26 protein-coding genes are annotated in these 21,551 nt (G+C 42.4%); 25 read left to right on the top strand and 1 reads right to left on the bottom strand.

Annotated features, from left to right (window positions below):
- Positions 1–17 precede the first annotated feature (17 nt).
- The 8 genes from V1497_RS00225 to rsmI all read left to right on the top strand — a co-directional run bounded on the left by V1497_RS00225 (position 18) and on the right by rsmI (position 5,031).
- On the top strand, positions 18–347 hold the full coding sequence (locus tag V1497_RS00225; protein WP_349409044.1) for a cyclic-di-AMP receptor: 330 nt from the start codon (positions 18–20) through the stop codon (positions 345–347).
- A 14-nt stretch (positions 348–361) separates the two neighbouring features.
- Positions 362–802: a YaaR family protein gene (locus V1497_RS00230; protein ID WP_349409045.1), complete on the top strand. Its 441-nt coding sequence runs from the start codon at positions 362–364 to the stop codon at positions 800–802.
- Positions 803–819: 17 nt separating this feature from the next.
- Positions 820–1,803, top strand: coding sequence for a DNA polymerase III subunit delta' (gene holB / locus V1497_RS00235; RefSeq protein ID WP_349409046.1), 984 nt, complete (start codon positions 820–822; stop codon positions 1,801–1,803).
- Between the two features lie 5 nt (positions 1,804–1,808).
- Complete coding sequence (locus V1497_RS00240; protein WP_349409047.1) at positions 1,809–2,633, top strand: stage 0 sporulation family protein; 825 nt, start codon at positions 1,809–1,811, stop codon at positions 2,631–2,633.
- Positions 2,634–2,645: 12 nt separating this feature from the next.
- A complete protein-coding gene (yabA, locus tag V1497_RS00245) occupies positions 2,646–3,002 on the top strand; it encodes a DNA replication initiation control protein YabA (RefSeq protein WP_349409048.1) in 357 nt (118 codons plus the stop codon).
- Positions 3,003–3,163: 161 nt separating this feature from the next.
- On the top strand, positions 3,164–3,901 hold the full coding sequence (locus V1497_RS00250) for a tRNA1(Val) (adenine(37)-N6)-methyltransferase (protein ID WP_349409049.1): 738 nt from the start codon (positions 3,164–3,166) through the stop codon (positions 3,899–3,901).
- Entirely contained in the window at positions 3,891–4,193 is a 303-nt protein-coding gene (locus V1497_RS00255) for a GIY-YIG nuclease family protein (protein WP_349409050.1), read from the top strand. The genes V1497_RS00250 and V1497_RS00255 overlap by 11 nt, the downstream gene beginning before the upstream one ends.
- Positions 4,156–5,031 carry a 16S rRNA (cytidine(1402)-2'-O)-methyltransferase gene (gene rsmI, locus V1497_RS00260; RefSeq protein WP_349409051.1) on the top strand — a complete coding sequence of 292 codons (876 nt, stop codon included), beginning with the start codon at positions 4,156–4,158 and terminating at the stop codon, positions 5,029–5,031. Before V1497_RS00255 ends, rsmI begins: the two co-directional genes overlap by 38 nt.
- A 44-nt stretch (positions 5,032–5,075) precedes the next feature.
- Here the strand turns inward: rsmI and V1497_RS00265 are convergent, their stop codons facing one another.
- Positions 5,076–5,360 carry an AbrB/MazE/SpoVT family DNA-binding domain-containing protein gene (locus V1497_RS00265; RefSeq protein ID WP_349409052.1) on the bottom strand — a complete coding sequence of 95 codons (285 nt, stop codon included), beginning with the start codon at positions 5,358–5,360 and terminating at the stop codon, positions 5,076–5,078.
- A gap of 570 nt (positions 5,361–5,930) precedes the next feature.
- On the opposite strand from V1497_RS00265, the gene metG reads away from it, so the two are divergent.
- The 17 genes from metG (at position 5,931) to V1497_RS00350 (ending at position 21,442) form a co-directional block, all read left to right on the top strand.
- Positions 5,931–7,913 (top strand): methionine--tRNA ligase, encoded by a 1,983-nt coding sequence (gene metG, locus V1497_RS00270; RefSeq protein ID WP_349409053.1) that lies wholly within the window; start codon positions 5,931–5,933, stop codon positions 7,911–7,913.
- Between the two features lie 294 nt (positions 7,914–8,207).
- Positions 8,208–8,978, top strand: coding sequence for a TatD family hydrolase (locus tag V1497_RS00275; protein WP_349409054.1), 771 nt, complete (start codon positions 8,208–8,210; stop codon positions 8,976–8,978).
- A 210-nt stretch (positions 8,979–9,188) separates the two neighbouring features.
- Positions 9,189–10,388 (top strand): ubiquitin-like domain-containing protein, encoded by a 1,200-nt coding sequence (locus V1497_RS00280; RefSeq protein WP_349409055.1) that lies wholly within the window; start codon positions 9,189–9,191, stop codon positions 10,386–10,388.
- 165 nt (positions 10,389–10,553) lie between these two features.
- On the top strand, positions 10,554–11,114 hold the full coding sequence (gene rnmV / locus V1497_RS00285) for a ribonuclease M5 (RefSeq protein ID WP_349409056.1): 561 nt from the start codon (positions 10,554–10,556) through the stop codon (positions 11,112–11,114).
- Positions 11,111–11,983: a 16S rRNA (adenine(1518)-N(6)/adenine(1519)-N(6))-dimethyltransferase RsmA gene (gene rsmA, locus V1497_RS00290; RefSeq protein WP_349409057.1), complete on the top strand. Its 873-nt coding sequence runs from the start codon at positions 11,111–11,113 to the stop codon at positions 11,981–11,983. Before rnmV ends, rsmA begins: the two co-directional genes overlap by 4 nt.
- A 235-nt stretch (positions 11,984–12,218) precedes the next feature.
- Entirely contained in the window at positions 12,219–13,121 is a 903-nt protein-coding gene (yabG, locus tag V1497_RS00295; RefSeq protein WP_349409058.1) for a sporulation peptidase YabG, read from the top strand.
- Between the two features lie 278 nt (positions 13,122–13,399).
- Entirely contained in the window at positions 13,400–13,669 is a 270-nt protein-coding gene (gene veg, locus V1497_RS00300; RefSeq protein WP_349409059.1) for a biofilm formation stimulator Veg, read from the top strand.
- A gap of 150 nt (positions 13,670–13,819) precedes the next feature.
- Positions 13,820–13,990, top strand: a complete 171-nt coding sequence (locus V1497_RS00305) for a small, acid-soluble spore protein, alpha/beta type (RefSeq protein WP_349409060.1) — start codon at positions 13,820–13,822, stop codon at positions 13,988–13,990.
- A gap of 217 nt (positions 13,991–14,207) precedes the next feature.
- On the top strand, positions 14,208–15,068 hold the full coding sequence (gene ispE / locus V1497_RS00310) for a 4-(cytidine 5'-diphospho)-2-C-methyl-D-erythritol kinase (protein WP_349409061.1): 861 nt from the start codon (positions 14,208–14,210) through the stop codon (positions 15,066–15,068).
- Between the two features lie 68 nt (positions 15,069–15,136).
- Complete coding sequence (gene purR, locus V1497_RS00315; protein WP_349409062.1) at positions 15,137–15,976, top strand: pur operon repressor; 840 nt, start codon at positions 15,137–15,139, stop codon at positions 15,974–15,976.
- Entirely contained in the window at positions 15,973–16,350 is a 378-nt protein-coding gene (locus tag V1497_RS00320; RefSeq protein WP_349409063.1) for a RidA family protein, read from the top strand. The genes purR and V1497_RS00320 overlap by 4 nt, the downstream gene beginning before the upstream one ends.
- A 208-nt stretch (positions 16,351–16,558) precedes the next feature.
- Complete coding sequence (spoVG, locus tag V1497_RS00325; protein WP_221569249.1) at positions 16,559–16,849, top strand: septation regulator SpoVG; 291 nt, start codon at positions 16,559–16,561, stop codon at positions 16,847–16,849.
- A 225-nt stretch (positions 16,850–17,074) separates the two neighbouring features.
- Positions 17,075–18,466: a bifunctional UDP-N-acetylglucosamine diphosphorylase/glucosamine-1-phosphate N-acetyltransferase GlmU gene (glmU, locus tag V1497_RS00330; RefSeq protein ID WP_349409064.1), complete on the top strand. Its 1,392-nt coding sequence runs from the start codon at positions 17,075–17,077 to the stop codon at positions 18,464–18,466.
- Between the two features lie 2 nt (positions 18,467–18,468).
- Positions 18,469–19,419 carry a ribose-phosphate diphosphokinase gene (locus V1497_RS00335; protein ID WP_349409065.1) on the top strand — a complete coding sequence of 317 codons (951 nt, stop codon included), beginning with the start codon at positions 18,469–18,471 and terminating at the stop codon, positions 19,417–19,419.
- A 274-nt stretch (positions 19,420–19,693) separates the two neighbouring features.
- The gene (locus tag V1497_RS00340; RefSeq protein ID WP_349409066.1) at positions 19,694–20,350 is read left to right on the top strand and encodes a 50S ribosomal protein L25/general stress protein Ctc; all 657 of its coding nucleotides are present in this window, start codon (positions 19,694–19,696) and stop codon (positions 20,348–20,350) included.
- A gap of 193 nt (positions 20,351–20,543) precedes the next feature.
- Positions 20,544–21,152, top strand: coding sequence for an aminoacyl-tRNA hydrolase (gene pth, locus V1497_RS00345; RefSeq protein ID WP_349409067.1), 609 nt, complete (start codon positions 20,544–20,546; stop codon positions 21,150–21,152).
- Positions 21,153–21,208: 56 nt separating this feature from the next.
- The gene (locus V1497_RS00350; protein ID WP_414703590.1) at positions 21,209–21,442 is read left to right on the top strand and encodes an anti-sigma-F factor Fin; all 234 of its coding nucleotides are present in this window, start codon (positions 21,209–21,211) and stop codon (positions 21,440–21,442) included.
- The last annotated feature ends 109 nt before the right edge of the window (positions 21,443–21,551 follow it).

Consider the following 21,551-nt stretch of genomic DNA (forward strand, 5'->3'; position numbering starts at 1 on the left):
GAAAGGAGCTCTCGCTTATGAAGCTTGTGGTGGCGGTGGTTCAGGATAAAGATAGTAATCGGTTATCGGATGCGCTCGTAAAAAGTAATTTTCGTGCTACAAAACTGGCAACTACAGGTGGTTTTCTACGATCTGGTAATACGACTTTCATGATTGGTGTAGAGGATCAGCATGTACAGCGTGTCCTGGATATCATCAAAGAAAACTGTCAATCCAGAGACCAGCTGGTAGCTCCTGTTTCACCCATGGGTGGAAATGCGGATTCCTATGTCCCATACCCTGTTGAAGTGGAAGTGGGCGGAGCGACTGTATTTGTTCTACCGATTGAACAGTTCATGCAATTTTAGGGGGATATTGAGCAATGGAAATTCGTGCTGACTTGCGTTCAACCGTGGAACATAGGCTCCAAGAAGGTAAAAATCTCCCCGTGAACTCAGGGAAGTTCCAATCGGTCGTTCAAGCACAACAGGAGAAGCTTCAAAATGAGCACCTTTCATCCCTTTTAGGTAAGATTGAGTCTCAAGGGAAACGATTGGTGAGATCCAGAACATTGAGTGATCTCAGGGAGTATAAACGCCTTGTCAAAAGGTTCGTAAAAGAATCCGTAGAGCATGGTATGAGCCTGAAAAAGTCCCGGAGCTGGGGTGGTCAAGGCAATCTTGATACAATGCGTCTGATTGAACGTATTGATGAGGAGCTCTTGATGTTGACCGATGAGCTTGTTGCCCGAGAAGGGGAATCAATAGATATTTTAAGTCGGATTGGTGAGATCAAGGGATTGCTCGTTAATTTGTATACGTAGAAAAGAGTCGATCGGAAATGAGCTGGAATACGCTGGCGAATAAACAGCCGTACGTTGTAAGGCTATTAACAAACAGCATAAAGAAAGAACGATTGGCACACGCTTATCTGTTCAAAGGAAATAAAGGCACAGGAAAGAAGCAGGTCGCGCTCCATTTGACGAAGGCCTATCTATGTCGGATGAGAGATTCAAGTGAACCTTGCGGCCAATGTCCAGATTGTAAGCGTATCGATTCTGGAAATCACCCTGATGTCCATCTCGTAGAACCAGATGGACAATCGATCAAGATTGAACAAGTGCGTAAGCTTCAGAAAGAATTTTCGTACTTGGGGCTGGAATCAAAATCAAAGGCATATATCATCGAGCATGCTGAGAGGATGACGACCCAAGCTGCAAACAGCCTGTTGAAATTCCTGGAGGAGCCAGGTCAGAAGACGATTGCGTTCCTTTTGACCGAAAACCCTCAGCAGCTATTGGATACGATTCTTTCAAGATGTCAAATTCTTACGTTCGCTCCACAATCTCAGGCACAGTTGATTCAAGCTCTAATGGACAAGGGTCATCCAGAGCAATTGGCGAAAACGGCTGTTGCCTTAACCAACGACCTGAATGAAGCTGAAGATTTCCTTGAAGATGAGTGGTTTGTACAAGCTCGAAGGAACGTGTTAAAATTAGGAGAAGAGCTTTTTGAACGACCTCAACGTGCTCTTCTTGCTCTTCACGAATATTGGCATCCACATTTTAAAGAAAAACAACAAGTCGAAATTGGATTGGATCTGTTGTTGATCTGGTTCAAGGATGTTTTCCTTACACAATTGGAAGAAGACTCAGTCGTGTTCAGCGACTATAAAAATATATTATCCGTCCAAGCATTACAAAGCTCCCAGAGCCGAGTACAGCATCAAATGATGCAGATTCTCGAGGCAAAACGGCGATTGAACGCCAATATGAACATTCAACTCTTGATGGAGCAATTAGTGCTTAGATTGCAGGAGGGATAACCCTAGTGTATGAAGTAATTGGTGTCCGCTTCAAGAAAGCGGGTAAAATTTATTATTTTGATCCTGGTGATTTTGATATAGATGTTAACACATTTGTCATTGTCGAAACTGCTCGAGGAATTGAATATGGAAAGACGGTTATCGCAAAGAAACAAGTGGATGAAAATGATATCGTCCTTCCATTGAAGAAAGTCGTTCGAGTTGCGAACAAAAAAGATCAGATATCTGTCCAAGAAAACAAGGAAGCAGCGAAAGAAGCATTTGATGTCTGTGTTAAAAAGATCGATGAGCATGAATTGGATATGAAGCTTGTCGATGTTGAATATACATTTGACCGAAACAAAGTCATCTTTTATTTCACAGCAGATGGACGAGTCGATTTCCGTGAACTGGTCAAAGACTTGGCATCCATTTTCCGGACTCGTATTGAATTACGTCAAATCGGGGTCCGGGATGAAGCGAAAATGCTTGGAGGTATTGGACCTTGCGGGCGTTTGCTTTGCTGTTCGACATTCCTGGGAGATTTTGAACCCGTTTCCATCAAAATGGCGAAGGATCAGAACCTCTCCTTGAATCCGGCGAAGATTTCAGGATTATGTGGTCGACTCATGTGTTGTTTGAAATATGAGAATGATGATTATGAAACAGCAAAAAAGGAGCTTCCAGACATAGGAGAAGAAATTCACACAGCACATGGTAACGGGAAGGTTGTTGGACTTAATATTCTCGAACGTCTCGTACAGGTCAACCTTTACGAACGTGAACGTGTGATTGAATACACCCTCGATGAGCTTATTAAGGAAGGCTCCGTTTCACAAGTGACAGAGTAACGGGGTGAAGCCGTGGATAAGAAAGAAATCTTCTCAAGAGTAAGTGAAATGGAAGAGCAAATCGGAAGTTTATACAAGCAATTGGGAGATTTGAAAAACCAATTGGCTGCTCTTCTTGAAGAAAATCATCATCTTGAAGTCGAAAATCGGAACCTACGAAGCCGACTAGAACGTGAAAAACAACCAGCTGGGCCGAAGACTTCAAAAAAGACGGCCGATGGGCAAAAGAATTCTCCGGATATTGGTGAAGGCTTTGATACGTTGGCGCGTCTTTATCAGGAAGGCTTCCATATATGTAACCTCCATTATGGGAGCATACGGACCGAAGGGGATTGCTTGTTCTGCCTTTCATTTTTGAACAAGAAGTGAGCCCTGACGTCATAAAGGCATTTTAAGAGACCTTATCACCTGCACGGTTTGATAAGGTCTTTTTTCTCATAGAAGAAGTTTGCCTGTTGAATTGTCAAAACGTCACTTTAGGAAACAATAGGAGATATAAAAAGATAACGAAGCCGAAAGGATTTAATGTCATGACAGCACGATTATATGTAGGAGAGCGAGTCGATTATATCATTGAAAATGAGCTCAAGATCATCCAGAGCTCTTCTGTGTTCACATTTTCTCTCGATGCAGTCCTCCTTGCTAACTTTGTACACGTACCGATAAAAAAAGGAAAGCTGTTAGACCTATGTACTGGCACTGGCGCGATACCCCTCCTCTTAACAAGGAGAACGAACGGTAGGATCACAGGAATCGAAATTCAAGAAAAACTTGTGAGTATGGCAGAAAGAAGTGTCGAGTTGAACCAGCTTGAAAACCAGATAAATGTGATTCATGCGAACATACTCGATAGCGAAAGGAATGCAGAGCAAGACTATGATGTGGTGACATGCAACCCTCCATACTTTGCATCACAGAATCCAGAAGACCATCATTCAAATGAGCATTTTGCGATTGCAAGGCATGAAATCCATTGTACATTAGACGATGTTGTCCGTATCAGTGCCAAACATTTACGTAATGGCGGGAAAGCAGCGTTCGTCCATCGTCCTGAGCGGTTAATGGACCTTCTGACATCAATGCGGAAGTATAACTTGGAGCCAAAACGACTCCAGCTTGTCCATCCGAAAGAAGGAAAAGAGGCCAATATGGTTCTTGTTGAAGGTGCGAAAAACGGTAAACCCGATCTAAAGCTCCTCCCTCCAATCGTTGTTTTTGATCAGAACGGCCAATATTCAGAGGAGGTCATGCAGGCGTATGGGCGATGAAGAATATTGTGTGTACATTCTAGAATGTAATGATGGAAGTCTTTATACTGGATATACGAATGATATTGAAAAGCGTGTATGTGCACATCAGCAAGGGAAAGGGGCCAAGTACACGAGGGGTCGTACGCCAGTTGAACTTGTCTACCTTGAATACCATAGAACGAAATCAGATGCCTTGAAAGCTGAATACAAGATCAAGCAATTGAAGAAAACAGAAAAGAAACGTCTCATCTTAATGAAGGAGCAAAATGATCATGTGGAATCAATCCAGCTACCAAACGGAAACCAATGACGGAAAGCTCTTGATCATCCCGACACCGATTGGAAACTTAGAAGATATGACCTATCGCGCGATCCAATCTCTCAAGGATGCTGATTTGATTGCATGTGAGGATACGAGACAAACCCGTAAGCTATGCAATCATTTTGATATTTCGACCTCTTTAGTTAGTTATCATGAGCATAACAAATTGAAAAGTGGAGAAAAGCTATTAAGCCAGATGAGGGAAGGGAAGGTCATTGCTCTTGTCAGTGATGCAGGAATGCCTGGGATATCAGATCCTGGCTATGACTTGGTGAAACAGTGTGTGGAAGAAGAAATCGCAGTCATACCACTGCCTGGAGCCAACGCGGCATTACCTGCGCTCGTTGCATCCGGTTTAAAGACGGATCATTTTTATTTCTACGGATTTCTACCGAGGGATAAGAAAACCAAAAAAGAAGAGCTTGATTTCTTATCCAAGGTACGAGATACGATTATTCTCTATGAATCTCCTCATCGCTTGAAGGAGACGTTGAAGGATCTATGTACGCATATCGGTAGTGAACGCCAGGCTTCATTGAATAGGGAGTTGACGAAAAGGTATGAAGAAATCATCCGTGGAAGCTTAGCTGATTTAAAGGCCTGGAGCGAAGAAGAACAGATAAGAGGGGAATTTTGCCTAATTATTGAAGGGGCCGGTGTCATCATTGAATCGACAGCCTCTTGGTGGGATTCCATGACGATCGTCGAGCATATCCAGGCATATATGGAACGAGATGGTCTATCGAGTAAAGAGGCTATAAAACAAGTGGCAGCAGATCGGAATCTTCCTAAGCGGGAGGTCTATCAAGCTTATCATATCGACTAAAAAAAACAGGCTGACAGATTTACTGTCAGCCTGACTTTCATTCATTACTTCATTTTTGAAACGTAATCGTTCAATTCCTTAAGAATTGATTCTGCACCTTCACGGCTCAATACAATCTTGCCATCAGCGATGGATAGGTTATCATCTGATACCTCACCAGTCACTTGGCATGTCATGTTAGGCTTGTATTTCTTAAGTACAATGCGATCATCATCTACGTAGATTTCAAGCGCATCTTTTTCTGCAATTCCGAGAGTACGACGAAGCTCGATTGGGATTACAACTCTTCCTAGCTCATCAACTTTACGTACAATTCCTGTAGATTTCATAATGTTAAGTCTCCTCTCTTATTACTTTTTTATGACTTCATTCTATGTTTATCGTCATTATTCGACAAAAACTATTATGCTCTAATAATACCAGCGATTCCCAAACTCGTCAATCATTTTCTTTTGAGAAAGTATATGCAAAATCTGTAAACGTCCTACAATGGCATGGTTGACACAATTTTAAGGGATTTAGCAGTCAAAAACCTCCAGATACAAGAAGTATTTACAGTAAATATCTACTATTCACAAAAGGATTACTAATAACCTAAAAGTATTATAGTGCGTGCTGATTCGTCAAAATTCGACAAAAGCTATGTCGAATATCGACAAACCTACCTTGCGTGAATCTGAGTAATCCATGTATATTTTGTGAGCAAGACAGTCATCCTGTAGGTATTTACATATATTGTTTTTCGTGCGATTGTGTCATTTTATGTCTAGAGAAAGAAAAAGTATTCAATTAATGATAGAATAAAGTCGGGAAAATTACACCGTAACGAACAATATACTTAGAAATTACCCCTATCGGTTTAATATGAAACAATTTCTGGAAATTGAGGAGGTAGCAAGATGACAGGGGAAAACAAAACCTTTTACATTTCAACACCGATTTATTATCCGAGTGGAAAGCTTCATATCGGACATGCATATACGACTGTAGCAGGTGATGCGATTGCAAGATATAAACGCCTTCGCGGTTATGATGTCATGTATTTGACAGGTACAGATGAGCATGGGAAGAAAATCCAGGATAAAGCAGAAGAACAAGGCGTCAAGCCGATTGAATATGTCGATGAAATCGTAGACAGCATCCGTGAACTTTGGGACAAACTCGACATTTCCTATGATGACTTCATCCGTACGACTGAGGATCGTCATAAAGATGTCGTTGAAAAGATTTTCAAGAGATTGATGGACCAAGGCGATATTTATCTCGATGAATATGAAGGCTGGTATTGTACGCCATGTGAATCCTTCTTTACGGATCTCCAACTGGAAGACGGGAAGTGTCCGGATTGTGGGCGTCCCGTTCAAAAGGTGAAGGAAGAGTCGTATTTCTTCAAGATGAGCAAATATGCGGATCGTTTGCTGCAATTCTATGAGAAGAATCCACATTTCATATTGCCTGAAACACGAAAGAATGAAATGGTCAATAACTTCATCAAACCAGGACTAGAGGACTTGGCAGTTTCGCGTACTTCCTTTGATTGGGGAGTGAAGGTACCGGGGAATCCGAAACACGTCATCTATGTGTGGATTGATGCGCTATCGAATTATATTACAGCTCTTGGCTATGGTTCAGGAGATGACAGTAAGTATAAGAAGTACTGGCCGGCTGATGTACACCTTGTCGGTAAGGAAATCACACGTTTCCACACGATTTATTGGCCGATCATCCTGATGGCATTGGATCTTCCGTTGCCGAAACAAGTATTCGCACACGGCTGGTTGTTAATGAAAGATGGTAAAATGTCGAAATCCAAGGGGAATGTTGTCGATCCGGTGACATTGATCGATCGTTATGGCTTGGATGCACTTCGTTATTACCTTCTACGAGAAGTTCCGTTTGGTTCCGATGGTGTATTTACACCGGAGAGCTTCGTGGATCGTGTAAATCATGATCTTGCAAATGACCTTGGGAACTTGTTGAATCGTACAGTCGCAATGATTAGTAAATACTTCGACGGAAAGATTCCTGCTCATGAAGGAATGATCACGTCATACGATGATTCTTTAGAAGAGCTGGTCAATGCAACGTTGACCAAAGTAGAGACGGCAATGGATCATATGGAATTCTCAGTCGCATTATCCTCCATTTGGCAGCTTGTCAGCCGTACGAACAAGTACATTGATGAAACGCAGCCTTGGATCCTTGCGAAGAATGAAGATCAACGTGACCAATTGGCTTCTGTCATGTCCCACTTGGCTGAATCCTTGCGCTACATTTCGGTGATGATTCAACCATTCATGACGAAAGCACCAGCGAAAATTTGGGAGCAGCTTGGAATAAATGGAGATGCGAACCTTACAAGCTGGGATAGCTTGAAGGAATTCGGTCAGATTCCAGGTGGTACGACAGTTCAAAAAGGCCAACCGATCTTCCCGCGTCTTGAGAATGAAGAAGAAATTACGTATATCAAATCCTCAATGAAGGGTTCCGTTCCTGCAGAAGAAGAGGAGTCCAAGAATGAGGAGACCAATAAAGAAGTGAACAAGAAAGATCAGTTGGACGAAATCTCTTTTGAGGATTTCACGAAGGTAGAATTGAAGGTTGCTGAAATTGTTGAAGCGGACAAGGTTAAAAAAGCCGATAAGCTCTTGAAGCTTCAATTAGATTTAGGCACAGAGAAGCGTCAGGTCGTTTCTGGAATCGCTCAATATTATGCACCAGAGGATTTAGTCGGTATGAAAGTGATTTGCGTCACGAATTTGAAGCCGGTGAAACTTCGGGGAGAGCGTTCGGAAGGAATGGTGCTCGCTGGAAGCAAGGATGGACAGCTAAAGCTTGCAACCATCGATCAGTCGTTACCGAACGGATCCATCGTCAAATAAAAGGACCGATAATAAGAGGGTCATCCAAAAGTGGCACTTTCCATATGTTAGATATTGGAGGGCAGCCCAAACTGGATGCCCTCTTTTAGTTTACCAAAAGCGTTGAGGCACAAGGGTTTCAGGCGTTCAAGGAAGCTATTATCAGAATAGATAATCATTTTGTAATCGATTTGTAACCGTAATGACAAGCTATTGACTTAGCAATTCCTATAATAAATGTGATAAACTAGGAAAGTGTTTCAGGATATAGGAATTCTGAATCAGAAACCATGTATTTAGTAGGTGTTTTTAACTATGTTATTTGATACACACGCACATTTGAATGCCGATCAGTTTGAGGAAGATCGAGAGGAAGTCATACAACGAGCACTGGATGAAGGCGTATCCCATATCGTAGTTGTCGGTTTTGACCGCAAGACGATTAATGGAGCCATGGATCTAGCGGAGACCTATGATTTCATCTATGCAGCAGTTGGTTGGCACCCGGTAGATGCCATCGACATGACTGAAGAAGATCTGAAATGGATTGAAGAGCTATCTTCACATCCTAAAGTGGTGGCTCTTGGAGAGATGGGACTGGATTACCATTGGGATAAATCTCCGAAAGACGTGCAAAAGGATGTCTTCCGGCAGCAGATCCGACTTGCCAAAAAGGTGAAGTTACCGATTGTCATCCATAATCGAGAGGCAACTGAAGATGTGGTTTCAATTTTAGAAGAAGAAGATGCAGGAGAAGTTGGCGGTATCATGCACTGCTATAGCGGTAGTCTTGAAATTGCTAAACGATGCATGGATATGAATTTCTACATATCCTTCGGTGGTCCTGTTACCTTTAAGAACGCCAAACGTCCGAAAGAAGTGGCTGCAGAAATTCCGATGGACAGACTTCTTATCGAGACAGATTGTCCGTTTTTAAGTCCGCATCCATTAAGAGGTAAGCGAAATGAATCCGCTTATGTTAAATATATCGCTGAACAAATTGCTGATTTGAAAGGCATCTCTGTAGAAGAACTCGCCCAAAAAACGTCCGACAATGCATTTCGTCTTTTCGGCATCAATCGCTGATGGATCTTGTCGAAAGAAAAGAAATGCTGTAACAGAAAGCGAGATTCTACAAAAATCCCATCCATTTGCTACTAATGCTGTCGAACAATTTTTCTTTCTTTTTGCAAATTTCCCTTGCATAATGGGGACCAAAAGTGAAAAGGAGGTTCTTGTTCCAACAAGGCAAGCTGGAGTGAGGATTGAAGATTTCGGAAAAGGAGGGGTCGGGACATGATCCACCTAAAATCTGTCATGACCAGAATGTTTACGGGGAAGTGGCTTCTGGTTTCAATTGCAGGACTTCTCGTACTAGGTGTTGCAGTGAGTGTCGGAGCATACGACATGACAAAGAAAACTGTGACGCTCTCGATTGACGGGGAAGAAAAAATGGTGAAAACTCATGCCGATACCGTAAAGGGGATTCTAACAGAACACGGGATTGACATTAGTCCACACGACAAAGTTAACCCCGGGTTAGACTCGAAAGTCACGAATGATATGAAGATCACTTGGATCCAATCGCATGAAGTGAAGCTTGACATCGATGGTAAAGAGCAGAAGGTTTGGACCACTGCTTCCACGGTGCAAGAGCTGTTGGAAAACGAAGAGATCAAAGTTGAAGAGCATGATAAATTGAGTCCAGAATTGGATACCGAAGTTGAAGACGGACTGGAAGTGAAGCTCGATAAAGCCTTCCAAGTCAAATTGAATGACGGTGGAAAAGAGAAGAAAGTCTGGACCACTTCGATTACGGTCGCTGACCTTTTAAAACAACATAAGATCAAATTATCTGATCTGGATCGTATAGAGCCTGGCGAAGACACACTTGTCAAAAAAGGTTCTAAGATCAAAGTCATCAGAGTAGAAAAGGTCACCGATGTAGTGGAAGAGAAAATCGATTACGCTGTGGTGAAGCGTAAAGACAACAATCTAGCCAAGGGTACAGAAAAAGTCGTTTCCCAAGGGCAAGAAGGTAAACTGAAAAAGCATTACGAAGTTATCATGGAAAACGGGAAAGAAGTATCTCGTGAGCTTGTAAAAACCGAAAAAGTATCGGATAGCAAAGATAAAATTGTTGCAGTCGGTACGAAGGTGAAAAAACGCAATATATCCCGTCAGAAGCCTTCTACTGAACCGGAGGGTAGAGAGTTCTACGTTACCAGCACTGCATATACGGCTTTCTGTACAGGATGCTCTGGAATCACGACGACAGGATATAACTTGAGAGCAAACCCGAATGCCAAAGTCATTGCGGTCGATCCGAGTGTTATACCGCTTGGAAGCAAGGTCTGGGTTGAGGGATACGGCTATGCAACGGCGCTTGATACAGGTGGAGCAATCGTTGGTAACAAAATTGATGTGTTCTTCAGTAGTAAATCTGCTGCAAGAAGCTGGGGAAGAAAGACTGTTCGAATTAAAATCATCAATTAACAGAATGGTTGAGAGAGCATAGGATTAATCTCCTGTGCTTTCTTTTTTATTTTGGTTCTACAAAGCTTTATCTATATAAAAGGGTTAGGGTATACTGTTTTAATAGTGGCTCTACTTATTAGACGTATTTATTACAAAAAGGTTTCACATTTTTCGGAGGTTTTCATGAAAATCAAAGAAGTCATCGTGGTCGAAGGAAAAAGCGACACGATTGCAATAAAACGCGCATTAGATGCGGATACAATTGAAACGAATGGCTCTGAGATCAGTGCATCTACTCTGGAGCAAATCCGTCTTGCTCAGGAAAGACGTGGTGTCATTGTCTTTACCGATCCGGATTACCCAGGGGAACGTATACGAAGGATCATTCGAGATGAGATACCGGGGTGTAAGCATGCCTTTTTACCAAAAAAAGAGGCTATCGCCGTTAATAATAAAGGTGTAGGGATTGAACATGCATCCGATGAATCAATTCAGGCAGCCTTGGAGAATGCGAAGGAAGATTACTTAGGAGAAGAGGTCGAGCTCATCCACCGGCAGGATCTCGTTGATGCAGGGTTGATTGGTGGTATGCAGGCACGCTCCAGGAGAGAAAAGCTAGGGCTGCATCTGAAGATTGGATATAGTAATGGAAAACAACTACATAAGAAGTTGAAGATGTTCCAAATAAGTCGTGAAGAATTCATAGATGCGGTTCATCAGGTGCTAAAGGAGGAAAAGGAATGAGAAAAGATATCTCTACCCCTCAATATACAAGATCGATTATTGATAAGCATAAATTCACTTTCAAAAAAAGTCTCGGTCAAAACTTCTTGATCGATCGGAACATACTCGACAAAATTGTGAGTACAGCAGGAATAACGTCTGAAACGGGCGTGATCGAAATTGGACCGGGAATCGGTTCCTTAACTGAGCAATTGGCCAAACATGCCAAAAAAGTAACAGCATTCGAAATTGATCTACGTCTTATACCAATTTTGAAGGACACGTTATCTCCATACCCACATGTGAACGTTATCCATCAGGATGTTTTGGAAGCGGACCTTCACGACATGATTAAAAATGATTATTCGGAAATAGAAGACATTATGGTGGTGGCCAATTTACCCTACTACGTTACGACACCCATCATCATGAAGCTGTTGACTGAACAGCTGCCGATCCGTGGCATCGTCGTAATGATTCAGAAGGAAGTAGCGGATCGGATGGCGGCAAAGCCGGGTAACAAGAATTACGGCTCGCTGTCGATCGCCGTTCAATATTATGCTGAAGCGAAATCAGAAGTGAAAGTACCGAAAACGGTTTTTGTTCCTCAGCCGAACGTCGACTCCTCTGTCATTTCGTTGACGTTACGAAAACAGCCCCCAGTTGAAGTAACCGATGAAGCATTTTTCTTCGAGGTTGTACGGGCAAGCTTTGCACAACGGAGAAAGACTTTATTAAACAACTTACAAAACAACCTTCTTTCAAAGGATCAGAAGCCTTTAATCGAAGAGATTTTACAAGAGCTTGATATCGACGGAAGGCGTAGAGGTGAATCGCTGACGATCGGTGAATTTGCAAAGCTTTCAAACGGCTTATTGAAATTAAAATAGAAATTGATTTTCAACCCCCTGTTGAATATGGACAGCCTTCTTTTAGCGTGTCCAGCTCGACAGGGGCTTTTTTTCCTTCAATCTGCGAAAGACTCCCTCTTTTTTATAGCTTGTTTTTGAATGTTTCCCTTTATTTATCATTTTTTCATCCTCTCTCACATAGGTTTAAAGAGTATCCATAATATTGGTATGAAGAAGTATTTCTGATCACTCTCGTCGAAGGGGAGAAGAGAATATGTCTATACAGGTAGGAGATATTGTCGGGCGACGCTCATATCATTGTGACCTTCTGTTCCGGATAACATATATATCAGAAGATCAAAAAATAGCTGAACTTGCTGGGGAGGATATGAGACTGATTGCGGATGCCCCTTTAGAAGATCTTGTTGTCATGAATGGTGATGAACAACAAGAACGTCGGAAAAAGATCAAAGAAAAGGAAAAATCATCTTACCGATTGTTTCGTCAAGATTATCAGCTCCTTCGACATAAAATGGAGTACTCCGCTACGGGGGGTTATGACAAAAACAACTCCTATTTCAGGCTGCCCGGTAAAGTGCTGCATGTCGATGGAGATCCTTATTATCTGAACAAATGCCTGGAGTTATATAAAAAGTTGAACGTACCCGTATTTGGCATCCACATGAAAGAATCGGAAATGCCTGAGAAGGTCCCCGCCTTAATCGATGAAGTAGCTCCAGATATTCTAGTCATTACAGGTCACGATGCCTATATCCGTTCTAAAGGGGAAATTTCCGACCTGCAAGCTTATCGGCATTCGAAGTATTTTGTACGAACCGTAAAGGATGCAAGGAAGAAAAACCCGAACCTCGACCAGATGATGATTTTTGCGGGTGCTTGTCAATCGCATTTTGAATCGTTAATCCGAGCAGGAGCCAATTTTGCAAGTTCACCATCTAGAGTCAACATACACGCGCTGGATCCGGTGTATATCGTCTCAAAGGTAAGCTTCACCTCGTTTTACGATCGAATTAATGTTTGGGAGGTCTTGAGGAACACCATCACTGGCGACGATGGTCTAGGTGGGGTGGAGACAACAGGTTTCCTAAGGACAGGAATGCCGATAAAGGATCCTGAAAACAGCAATAACTCCTCTACAGCTAACGCGAATGTATAGACAAACGAAGGGCTGACTCTTATCCAAATGGAAAATGAGCACAGAAAGAACAACAAAGAGGCAGCCTCATTTGTCGCATCTTTTATTTCGTGTTGACTTTTTCATATTTTTTGTACAAGTCTACATATTCACCTGCTATTTAAGACAAAATAGTTTTAGATTAAAAAATTATCGGCAATACCGTTGACAACCGTTATAGAGGATTGCTATAATTTTAGATTTATTTTGACAAAATGCATCAAAAGATGTTATAATTTGTCTAAGTGAGGTGTAGTAGCATGGGAAAAACAATTCCTGATATAAAACGCGTGTTAGAAGGGCAAGTCGGAAAGCGGCTTACGTTGAAAGCTAACGGAGGACGACGAAAAACCATTGAACGAAGCGGCACCTTAGAAGAAACTTATCCAGCAGTTTTCATTGTAAAATTGGATCAAGATACAAACGCATTCGAACGTGTATCATACAGTTATGCGGATGTGTTGACCGAAACGGTCGAAATTACGTTTGCTGAAGATACGGCGAGCGGTATGATGGTAAGCGGGCAGTAAGGCAGAAAGTGTCTAACTGCTTTTTTACTTTTTTTTCATACGGCGTCTGCTTCTCTTAAAGGATACATAAGGAAATTATAAAACCCCTTCATCCACCCATACTAAGGGTATGTAGTAGTCATTAAGACTTGAAAGGGGCTTTACGCAATTATGAGTAGACGACGCGGCATTATGTCCGACCGTTTTAAAGAAGAAATTGCAAAAGAATTAGGCTTCTATGATACCGTGCAAAAGGAAGGCTGGGGAGCGATCCGCTCTCGGGATGCTGGAAACATGGTAAAACGTGCAATCGAACTTGCACAACAACAAATGTCGAAATAACTACTGCAATTCAGGGAACGATCTGACAACTGGCCAAATTCAGGAATGCGTACCACGACACAGCTGCCGACAAATGGCGGAGGTCGTGCTTTCGAATTTGACCGTTGTTGGGTCGTCCTTTTTTATCTCTGGCAATAATATTGAAAAAGCTTACACATAATGGCTTTGGTTATGATAAACTATCAGCGGTAAATGGTCATATAAGAAGGTGATAATAATGAAATACTCCGTTAAAGCTCCTGCAAAAATCAATCTTTCATTAGATGTATGTCATAAACGTGAAGACGGCTATCATGAAGTGGAAATGGTCATGACGACGATTGACCTTGCAGACAGAATAGAGTTGAGCACACATGAACGTGATGAAATTACGATTGAATCCTCAGGAGGTTATGTCCCTTCGGACAGTCGTAATTTAGCATACCAGGCAGCAGATCTTTTGAAGAAGACCTTCAACCGTTCCGAAGGCTTACATATTACAATTGATAAGCATATTCCCGTCTCTGCTGGATTAGCAGGTGGGAGCAGTGATGCTGCAGCCACATTGAAAGGTTTGAATTACATGTGGGATCTCGGGCTAAGCTTGGATGAATTGGCTGAACTAGGTTCTCAAATCGGATCTGATGTCGCTTTCTGTGTCTACGGCGGTACAGCAATCGCTACCGGACGTGGGGAAAAAATTCAACGGATTTCTTCGCCGCCGCCTTGTTGGGTCGTGCTGGCGAAACCCTCCATCGGGGTTTCAACTGCTGACGTATACCGGAACTTGAATTTGGATCAAATTGAGCATCCCAACATTGATCAAATGGTCGATGCCATTGAATCCAAGGATTATGAGGCGATTTGTGCATCACTTGGAAATGTCCTTGAATCTGTGACGCTGAATGAGTACCCTGAAGTGCGACACATCAAAAAACAGATGGAAAGACTAGGTGCAGACGGCGTTCTCATGAGCGGAAGCGGCCCCACTGTGTTTGGCCTCGCTGTTCATGAAACACGGGCACAACGTATCTATAATGGGCTTAGAGGGTTCTGCAATGAGGTATATATGGTAAGGATGTTGGGTGAAAGCGAATAGAAGGTTGAATAAACACGTACAAAAGTGGTATATTAACCTTAAAATATTCGGTTTTGGAGGAATGACACATGAAGTTGAAGCGAAGTAGCAGACTTGTGGATTTGACAAGATACCTCCTCCAGCATCCGCATCAACTGATCTCCCTTTCTTTTTTTAGTGAACGATACGGTGCCGCAAAATCTTCCATAAGTGAAGATTTATTGATCATTAAAGAAAATTTTGAAGGGCAAGGAGTAGGCTGGCTCGTAACAGTGCCTGGTGCAGCTGGTGGTGTCCGATACATACCTAAAGTTTCTATGGAAGAAGCCCAGGAAGTCGTTGATGAACTTAAGAGCTTGTTAAGTTCATCAGAACGTGTTTTACCTGGGGGATACCTTTATATGACGGACATCATCGGGAATCCTGCTTTCATCAACAAGGTAGGCCGTATGTTTGCCTCGATGTTTGCAGACCGTTCGGTCGATGTTGTGATGACCGTTGCTACCAAAGGCATCCCATTAGCCTATGCCGTTGCGTCTTACCTGAATGTACCTGTCGTGATTGTACGCAGTAACAGTCGAGTAACGGAAGGTTCGACCATGAGTATCAATTATGTATCCGGTTCGACGAAAAGGATACAAACGATGGCATTGGCGAAAAGAAGTTTGTCTTCAGGATCAAACGTCCTTATCATCGATGATTTCATGAAAGCTGGCGGAACGATCAAGGGCATGATGGACTTACTTCAAGAGTTCGACGCTTCGATGGCTGGTATCGGTGTATTGGTCGAATCAGAAGAAGAGGTTCAGGAGAGGCTTGTCGAAGATTATATATCGGTCGCTCGACTTTCGCATGTTGATGCGAGACAGAAACAGATCCAAGTTGAAGCTGGAAATTATCTTGATCGAATGGAGAGTGAGAAAGAATGAAATATGTCCACACATCCAAAGCACCTGAAGCAATCGGCCCTTATTCTCAAGGAATGATCGTCAATAATCTTTTCTATAGTTCAGGACAGATTGCTTTGACACCAGAAGGGACGCTTGTCGGAGATGATCTTGAAGCCCAAACACATCAAGTGTTCGCCAATTTGAAGGCGGTCTTGGAGGAAGCTGGGGCTTCTCTTGAAACGGTCGTCAAAACAACCGTATTCCTTAAGGATATGGGGGATTTCCCTCAGGTTAATGAAATTTACAGTCAGTATTTCGACACTCATAAACCAGCCCGTTCATGTGTTGAGGTTTCCAGACTCCCTAAAGATGTGAAAATTGAAATTGAAGTCATTGCACTCGTCAAATCATAATTTGGATATAAAGATCACAAAGCCGTTCGTTGAAAAGATAACTCAGCGAGCGGCTTTTTTTATGATTGCAGGATCCTGATGAAGTCATCACCATTCAAATAACTAAATTTTTTAATTATTTTTTATATTTAGAGAAGGAAAATGTTACTAGTGTGTAGAAACTACGTAGTACGCTGGTATTTATAAAAAAGGTGGTGTGTTTTACAAAATGGAAGTAACTGACGTAAGACTTCGACGAGTGAACACAGATGGGCGTATGAAGGCAATTGCTTCAATTACCATCGATCATGAATTCGTAGTTCATGATATCCGGGTGATTGACGGTAACAATGGAATGTTTGTGGCAATGCCGAGCAAAAGAACGCCAGATGGAGAATTCCGTGATATCGCACATCCAATCACATCCAACACTCGTGAGAAGATTCAGACAGCTGTGTTAACCGAATACCATCGTGTAGGGGAATTAGAGTCAGCACTAGAAGAAGCGGGTGCATCCTAATAATCTACGCAACCGAGAACCTGATCATAAACTGATTAGGTTCTTTTATTGTGCTGGAAATAATGGTTAATATTGGTTGTGCGGGCGAGGAATCGCGCTCTACATAACGATTGCGATGACAATATTGTTTCAAAATGGCGACAAATGCTGGCTTTCCTTGAATCAAAAAGAATTATGAGATATATTCATAGTGGATATTAGGACAGCAAGCATTGGAGGATATTTATGTCGAAACGTTATGCAGTTGTGTTAGCAGCTGGAAAAGGTACACGCATGAAATCTCGTTTATATAAAGTATTGCATCCTGTCGGTGGTAAGCCGATGGTGCAACATGTTGTCGATCAAATTAAAGAAGTTGATGTCGAACGGATTGTGACAGTAATCGGTCACGGAGCTGAGAAGGTGAAGGATCAATTAGGTCCTGAAGTCGATTATGTGCTCCAAGAGGAACAGCTAGGAACTGGACATGCTGTCATGCAGACCGAGGACTTACTTGGTGATCTCGAAGGAACGACACTTGTCGTATGTGGTGACACGCCATTGATTTCATCCGAGACAATGGAAGGTCTCTTGTGTCACCATGAGAAGGAAAACGCAAAAGTCACGTTGTTGACAGCACATGCTGAAGATCCAACTGGATATGGAAGGGTCATCCGAAATGAAGATGGGACGGTCTCCAAGGTCGTCGAGCATAAGGATGCTTCTTTACAAGAACAGGCTGTGCAAGAGATAAATACAGGAACGTATTGCTTTGATAACAAGTTGTTATTTGCAGCATTAAAGCAAGTGACCAACGATAATGTTCAAGGTGAATATTATCTTCCGGATGTCATTGAAATCGCCAAAGATTTGAATGAAACCGTGGCAGCTTATCAAACCCCTACTTTTGAAGAAACGATCGGTATTAATGATCGAGTAGCATTGTCTCAAGCAGAAATACTGATGAAGAAACGTATCAACAGGCAGCATATGAAAAACGGTGTGACAATCATTGATCCACAACAAACGTACATCGCTTCTGATGTGCAGATTGGCCAAGACACGGTCATCTATCCAGGTACCGTCATTACCGGTGAAACCAAGATCGGTGAGGAATGCATCATTGGTCCGAACACTGAGATTAAAGACAGTCAGATCGGTAACGAGACGACTGTGAAGCAATCTGTTGTCCATGACAGTGAAGTGGGTGACCAAGTCGCCATCGGTCCGTTTGCCCATATCCGTCCTCAATCGAACCTTGGAAACAATATCAAGGTCGGAAACTTTGTCGAAATCAAGAAGTCAAAAATGGATGATGGAAGTAAAGCCTCCCACTTGAGCTATATCGGCGATGCTGAGATCGGAAAAGATGTAAATCTTGGATGTGGATCGATCACCGTCAACTATGATGGAAAGAACAAACATCTTACTAAGGTTGAAGATGGTGCCTTCATCGGATGCAATTCCAACCTGGTTGCTCCTGTAACCGTAGGAAAGAATGCTTATGTTGCTGCAGGATCCACCATTACGGAGGATGTACCAGGCGAAGCATTATCCATTGCAAGAGCAAGGCAATTGAACAAAGAAGGATACGTTTCCAAAATCCAAGATAAGCAAAACAACCTCAGGGGGGAATAAGCATGTCCAAGTACGAGAATTCCAAATTGAAAGTATTTACGTTGAACTCTAATGAACATCTAGCTCAAGAAATTACCGAACATATCGGGGTCCATATGGGGAAGTGCTCCGTCCAACGTTTCAGTGATGGTGAGATCCAGATTAATATTGAAGAAAGTATCCGTGGTGGCGAAGTCTACGTCATCCAATCCACTTCTTCACCAGTAAACGAAAATCTGATGGAACTCCTTATCATGATTGATGCGTTGAAGCGTGCATCTGCTAAAACAATCAACGTGGTGATTCCGTATTACGGATATGCAAGACAAGACCGTAAAGCTCGTTCAAGAGAACCGATTACTGCGAAGCTGGTTGCAAATCTTTTGGAAACTGCTGGTGCTACTCGTGTCATTTCAATGGACTTGCACGCGCCACAAATTCAAGGATTTTTCGATATTCCAGTTGATCAGCTGTTGGGCGTACCGATTCTTGCGAATTACTTCGAAAGCAAGAACTTGGACGACATCGTAGTGGTCTCTCCTGATCACGGTGGCGTTACCCGTGCTAGAAAAATGGCGGATCGACTTAAAGCTCCAATTGCGATCATTGATAAGCGCCGCCCTCGTCCGAACGTTTCGGAAGTCATGAATATCGTGGGTAATATCGAAGGAAAAACAGCGATTCTGATTGATGATATCATTGATACAGCGGGTACAATCACACTAGCAGCGAACGCATTGATTGAAAATGGTGCCCGTGATGTATATGCTTGCTGTACACATCCAGTGTTGTCAGGCCCAGCAATTGAACGTATTCAGAATTCAAAGATCAAGGAGCTTGTTGTTACTAACACGATTGCATTACCAGAAGAGAAGTTCATCGACAAATTGACACAGCTTTCTGTGGCACAACTTCTCGGAGAAGCGATCATCCGTGTACACGAACAGCAATCTGTAAGTAAACTTTTTGACTAATCTTTCAAAAGCTTTTTATGTCATTTGTTGATTTCATGATAATTCACGACACTCCAGCGGGAAAAGCGAGCCAGGCGAGACCCCGCAGCGAACGATAATCTTCATGGTTTATCACATACGTGAGCGAGGAGGCTTGCGGTTCGCCCGCGGAAAGGGAGTGGATTTCTAAATCAACAATGATCAGCATGAATCTTTTTCAACATCATATGTTTGAACCTATCTGTTTTCGGGTATAGTTTTAAAATAGCAACTGACACAGGAAGGTGATTTCGTTATGGCTATTGATTTAGATGTAAAACCAAGAACTGATTTCAGTCGATCTACTACACGAAAGCTTCGTGAAGAAGGAAACGTTCCAGGCGTTTTCTATGGCAATGGCGATAGTAAGCCGATTTATCTGGACCGTGTTAACTTCATCAAAACCATCCGTGAAAATGGAAGAAATGCTGTCATCAACTTGAAAATTGACAATGAGAAGCATTCTGCAATGGTTCAAGACCTTCAAATCGATCATTTGAAAGATCTCTTGATCCATGTCGATTTCCGCGAAATTGATTTGAATGAAGAGACAGATGCAGATGTACCTGTACATCTTGTTGGAGAAGCAGCAGGTGTCAAGGAAGGCGGCGTAGTCCAGCACTTCCTGCATGAAATTACAGTTCGTGCACTGCCAGCTGATATTCCGAGTGAAATCGAAGTGAATATCGAAGAATTGAACATCAGTGATGCTTTCACAGTTGCAGATATCATGGAGAATTCCTCTTATAACATCATGACTGATCCTGAGGAAGTCGTCGTATCCATTGCACCACCGACGGAAGAGCCTGAGGAAGAAATGGTGGAAGAAGAAGATCAAGAACCAGAAGTGATCAATGATAAAGAGGGTTCTGAAGAAGAGGAAGAAAAGGAAGACAAGAAAGAAGAAGAATAAACAAACTTCAAATGATTCATACAGAGGCGTAGCCGCTTTGGTTACGCCTCTTCTATCGTGTCTGGAAAGCAGACCCAGATTAAGTTTCTCCACCTGGCTGGTGAATTGTAATGAAGTTGAAAACATCCTCCAAGGAGGATGGAACATCTTAATCTTGAATAGAATAAGAAAGTTCAATTGAGGAGTCTCTAACATGCTGAACAAGATCAAACAGTTGTTGAAAAAGGAAGGATATGAAGACATGAAGGTAATAGCGGGTCTAGGGAACCCAGGGAATAAATATGAAGAGACGCGCCATAATGTAGGATTCAAAGTAATTGATCAGCTATCGGATTCGTTATCGATTCCGTTGAATAAGCAAAAGTTTAACGGCCTATTTGGCATAGGGGAAGTGAACGGGCATAAAATATGTTTACTGAAACCATTAACCTACATGAACCGTTCAGGTGATTCAATCATCCCGCTTATGAACTATTATAAGGTCAAACAAGACGATCTTCTTGTCATCTATGATGACCTGGATCTTGCTCCTGGTAAGCTCCGGTTACGTGAAAAAGGAAGTGCAGGAGGTCATAATGGGATGAAGTCCATCATCCAGCATCTAGGTAACCAAGATTTCAAGCGAATCCGGATTGGGATCGGAAGACCTGAGCATGGAGAACCCGTCCATGAGTATGTGTTGAAATCATTTCGCCCTGATCAAAAGCAAGCGATCGAAGAATCACTCCAACGATCCGCTGAGGCTTGTGAAAACTGGATTGACACGCCATTCCTTCAAGTGATGAACCGATATAACGGGTGAATAGAATCCATCCTTGGCGACCATAATGTTAGTATGCCAGGTCACTGAGGAGGCGTATGATGGCGGTTTATTATACGTGTAAGCATTGTAAGGTCGACATTGGAAGGCTTGATGTCAATACAATCGAAACAACAAACCTAGGATTCAATCAGCTGACAGATCATGAACGCGAGGAATATCTATCCTATGATGATCAAGGACATGTTCATGTAAAATCCATATGTGAGGACTGTTATGAAATGCTGAGAAGGAACCCTGATTACCACGCATTGGATTCATTCATACAATGATTAGCTTTGGCTACGGAGCCAAGGCATTTTTTGCTGTAAAAAAGAGTGAAATGGCTCCGTTCGCTTTTAAGGTATTTAAAGAAAACAGAAGCGCAAGGCGGCGAATCCA

Source organism: Pseudalkalibacillus sp. SCS-8 (genome assembly GCF_040126055.1).
Classification (GTDB): domain Bacteria; phylum Bacillota; class Bacilli; order Bacillales; family Fictibacillaceae; genus Pseudalkalibacillus; species Pseudalkalibacillus nanhaiensis.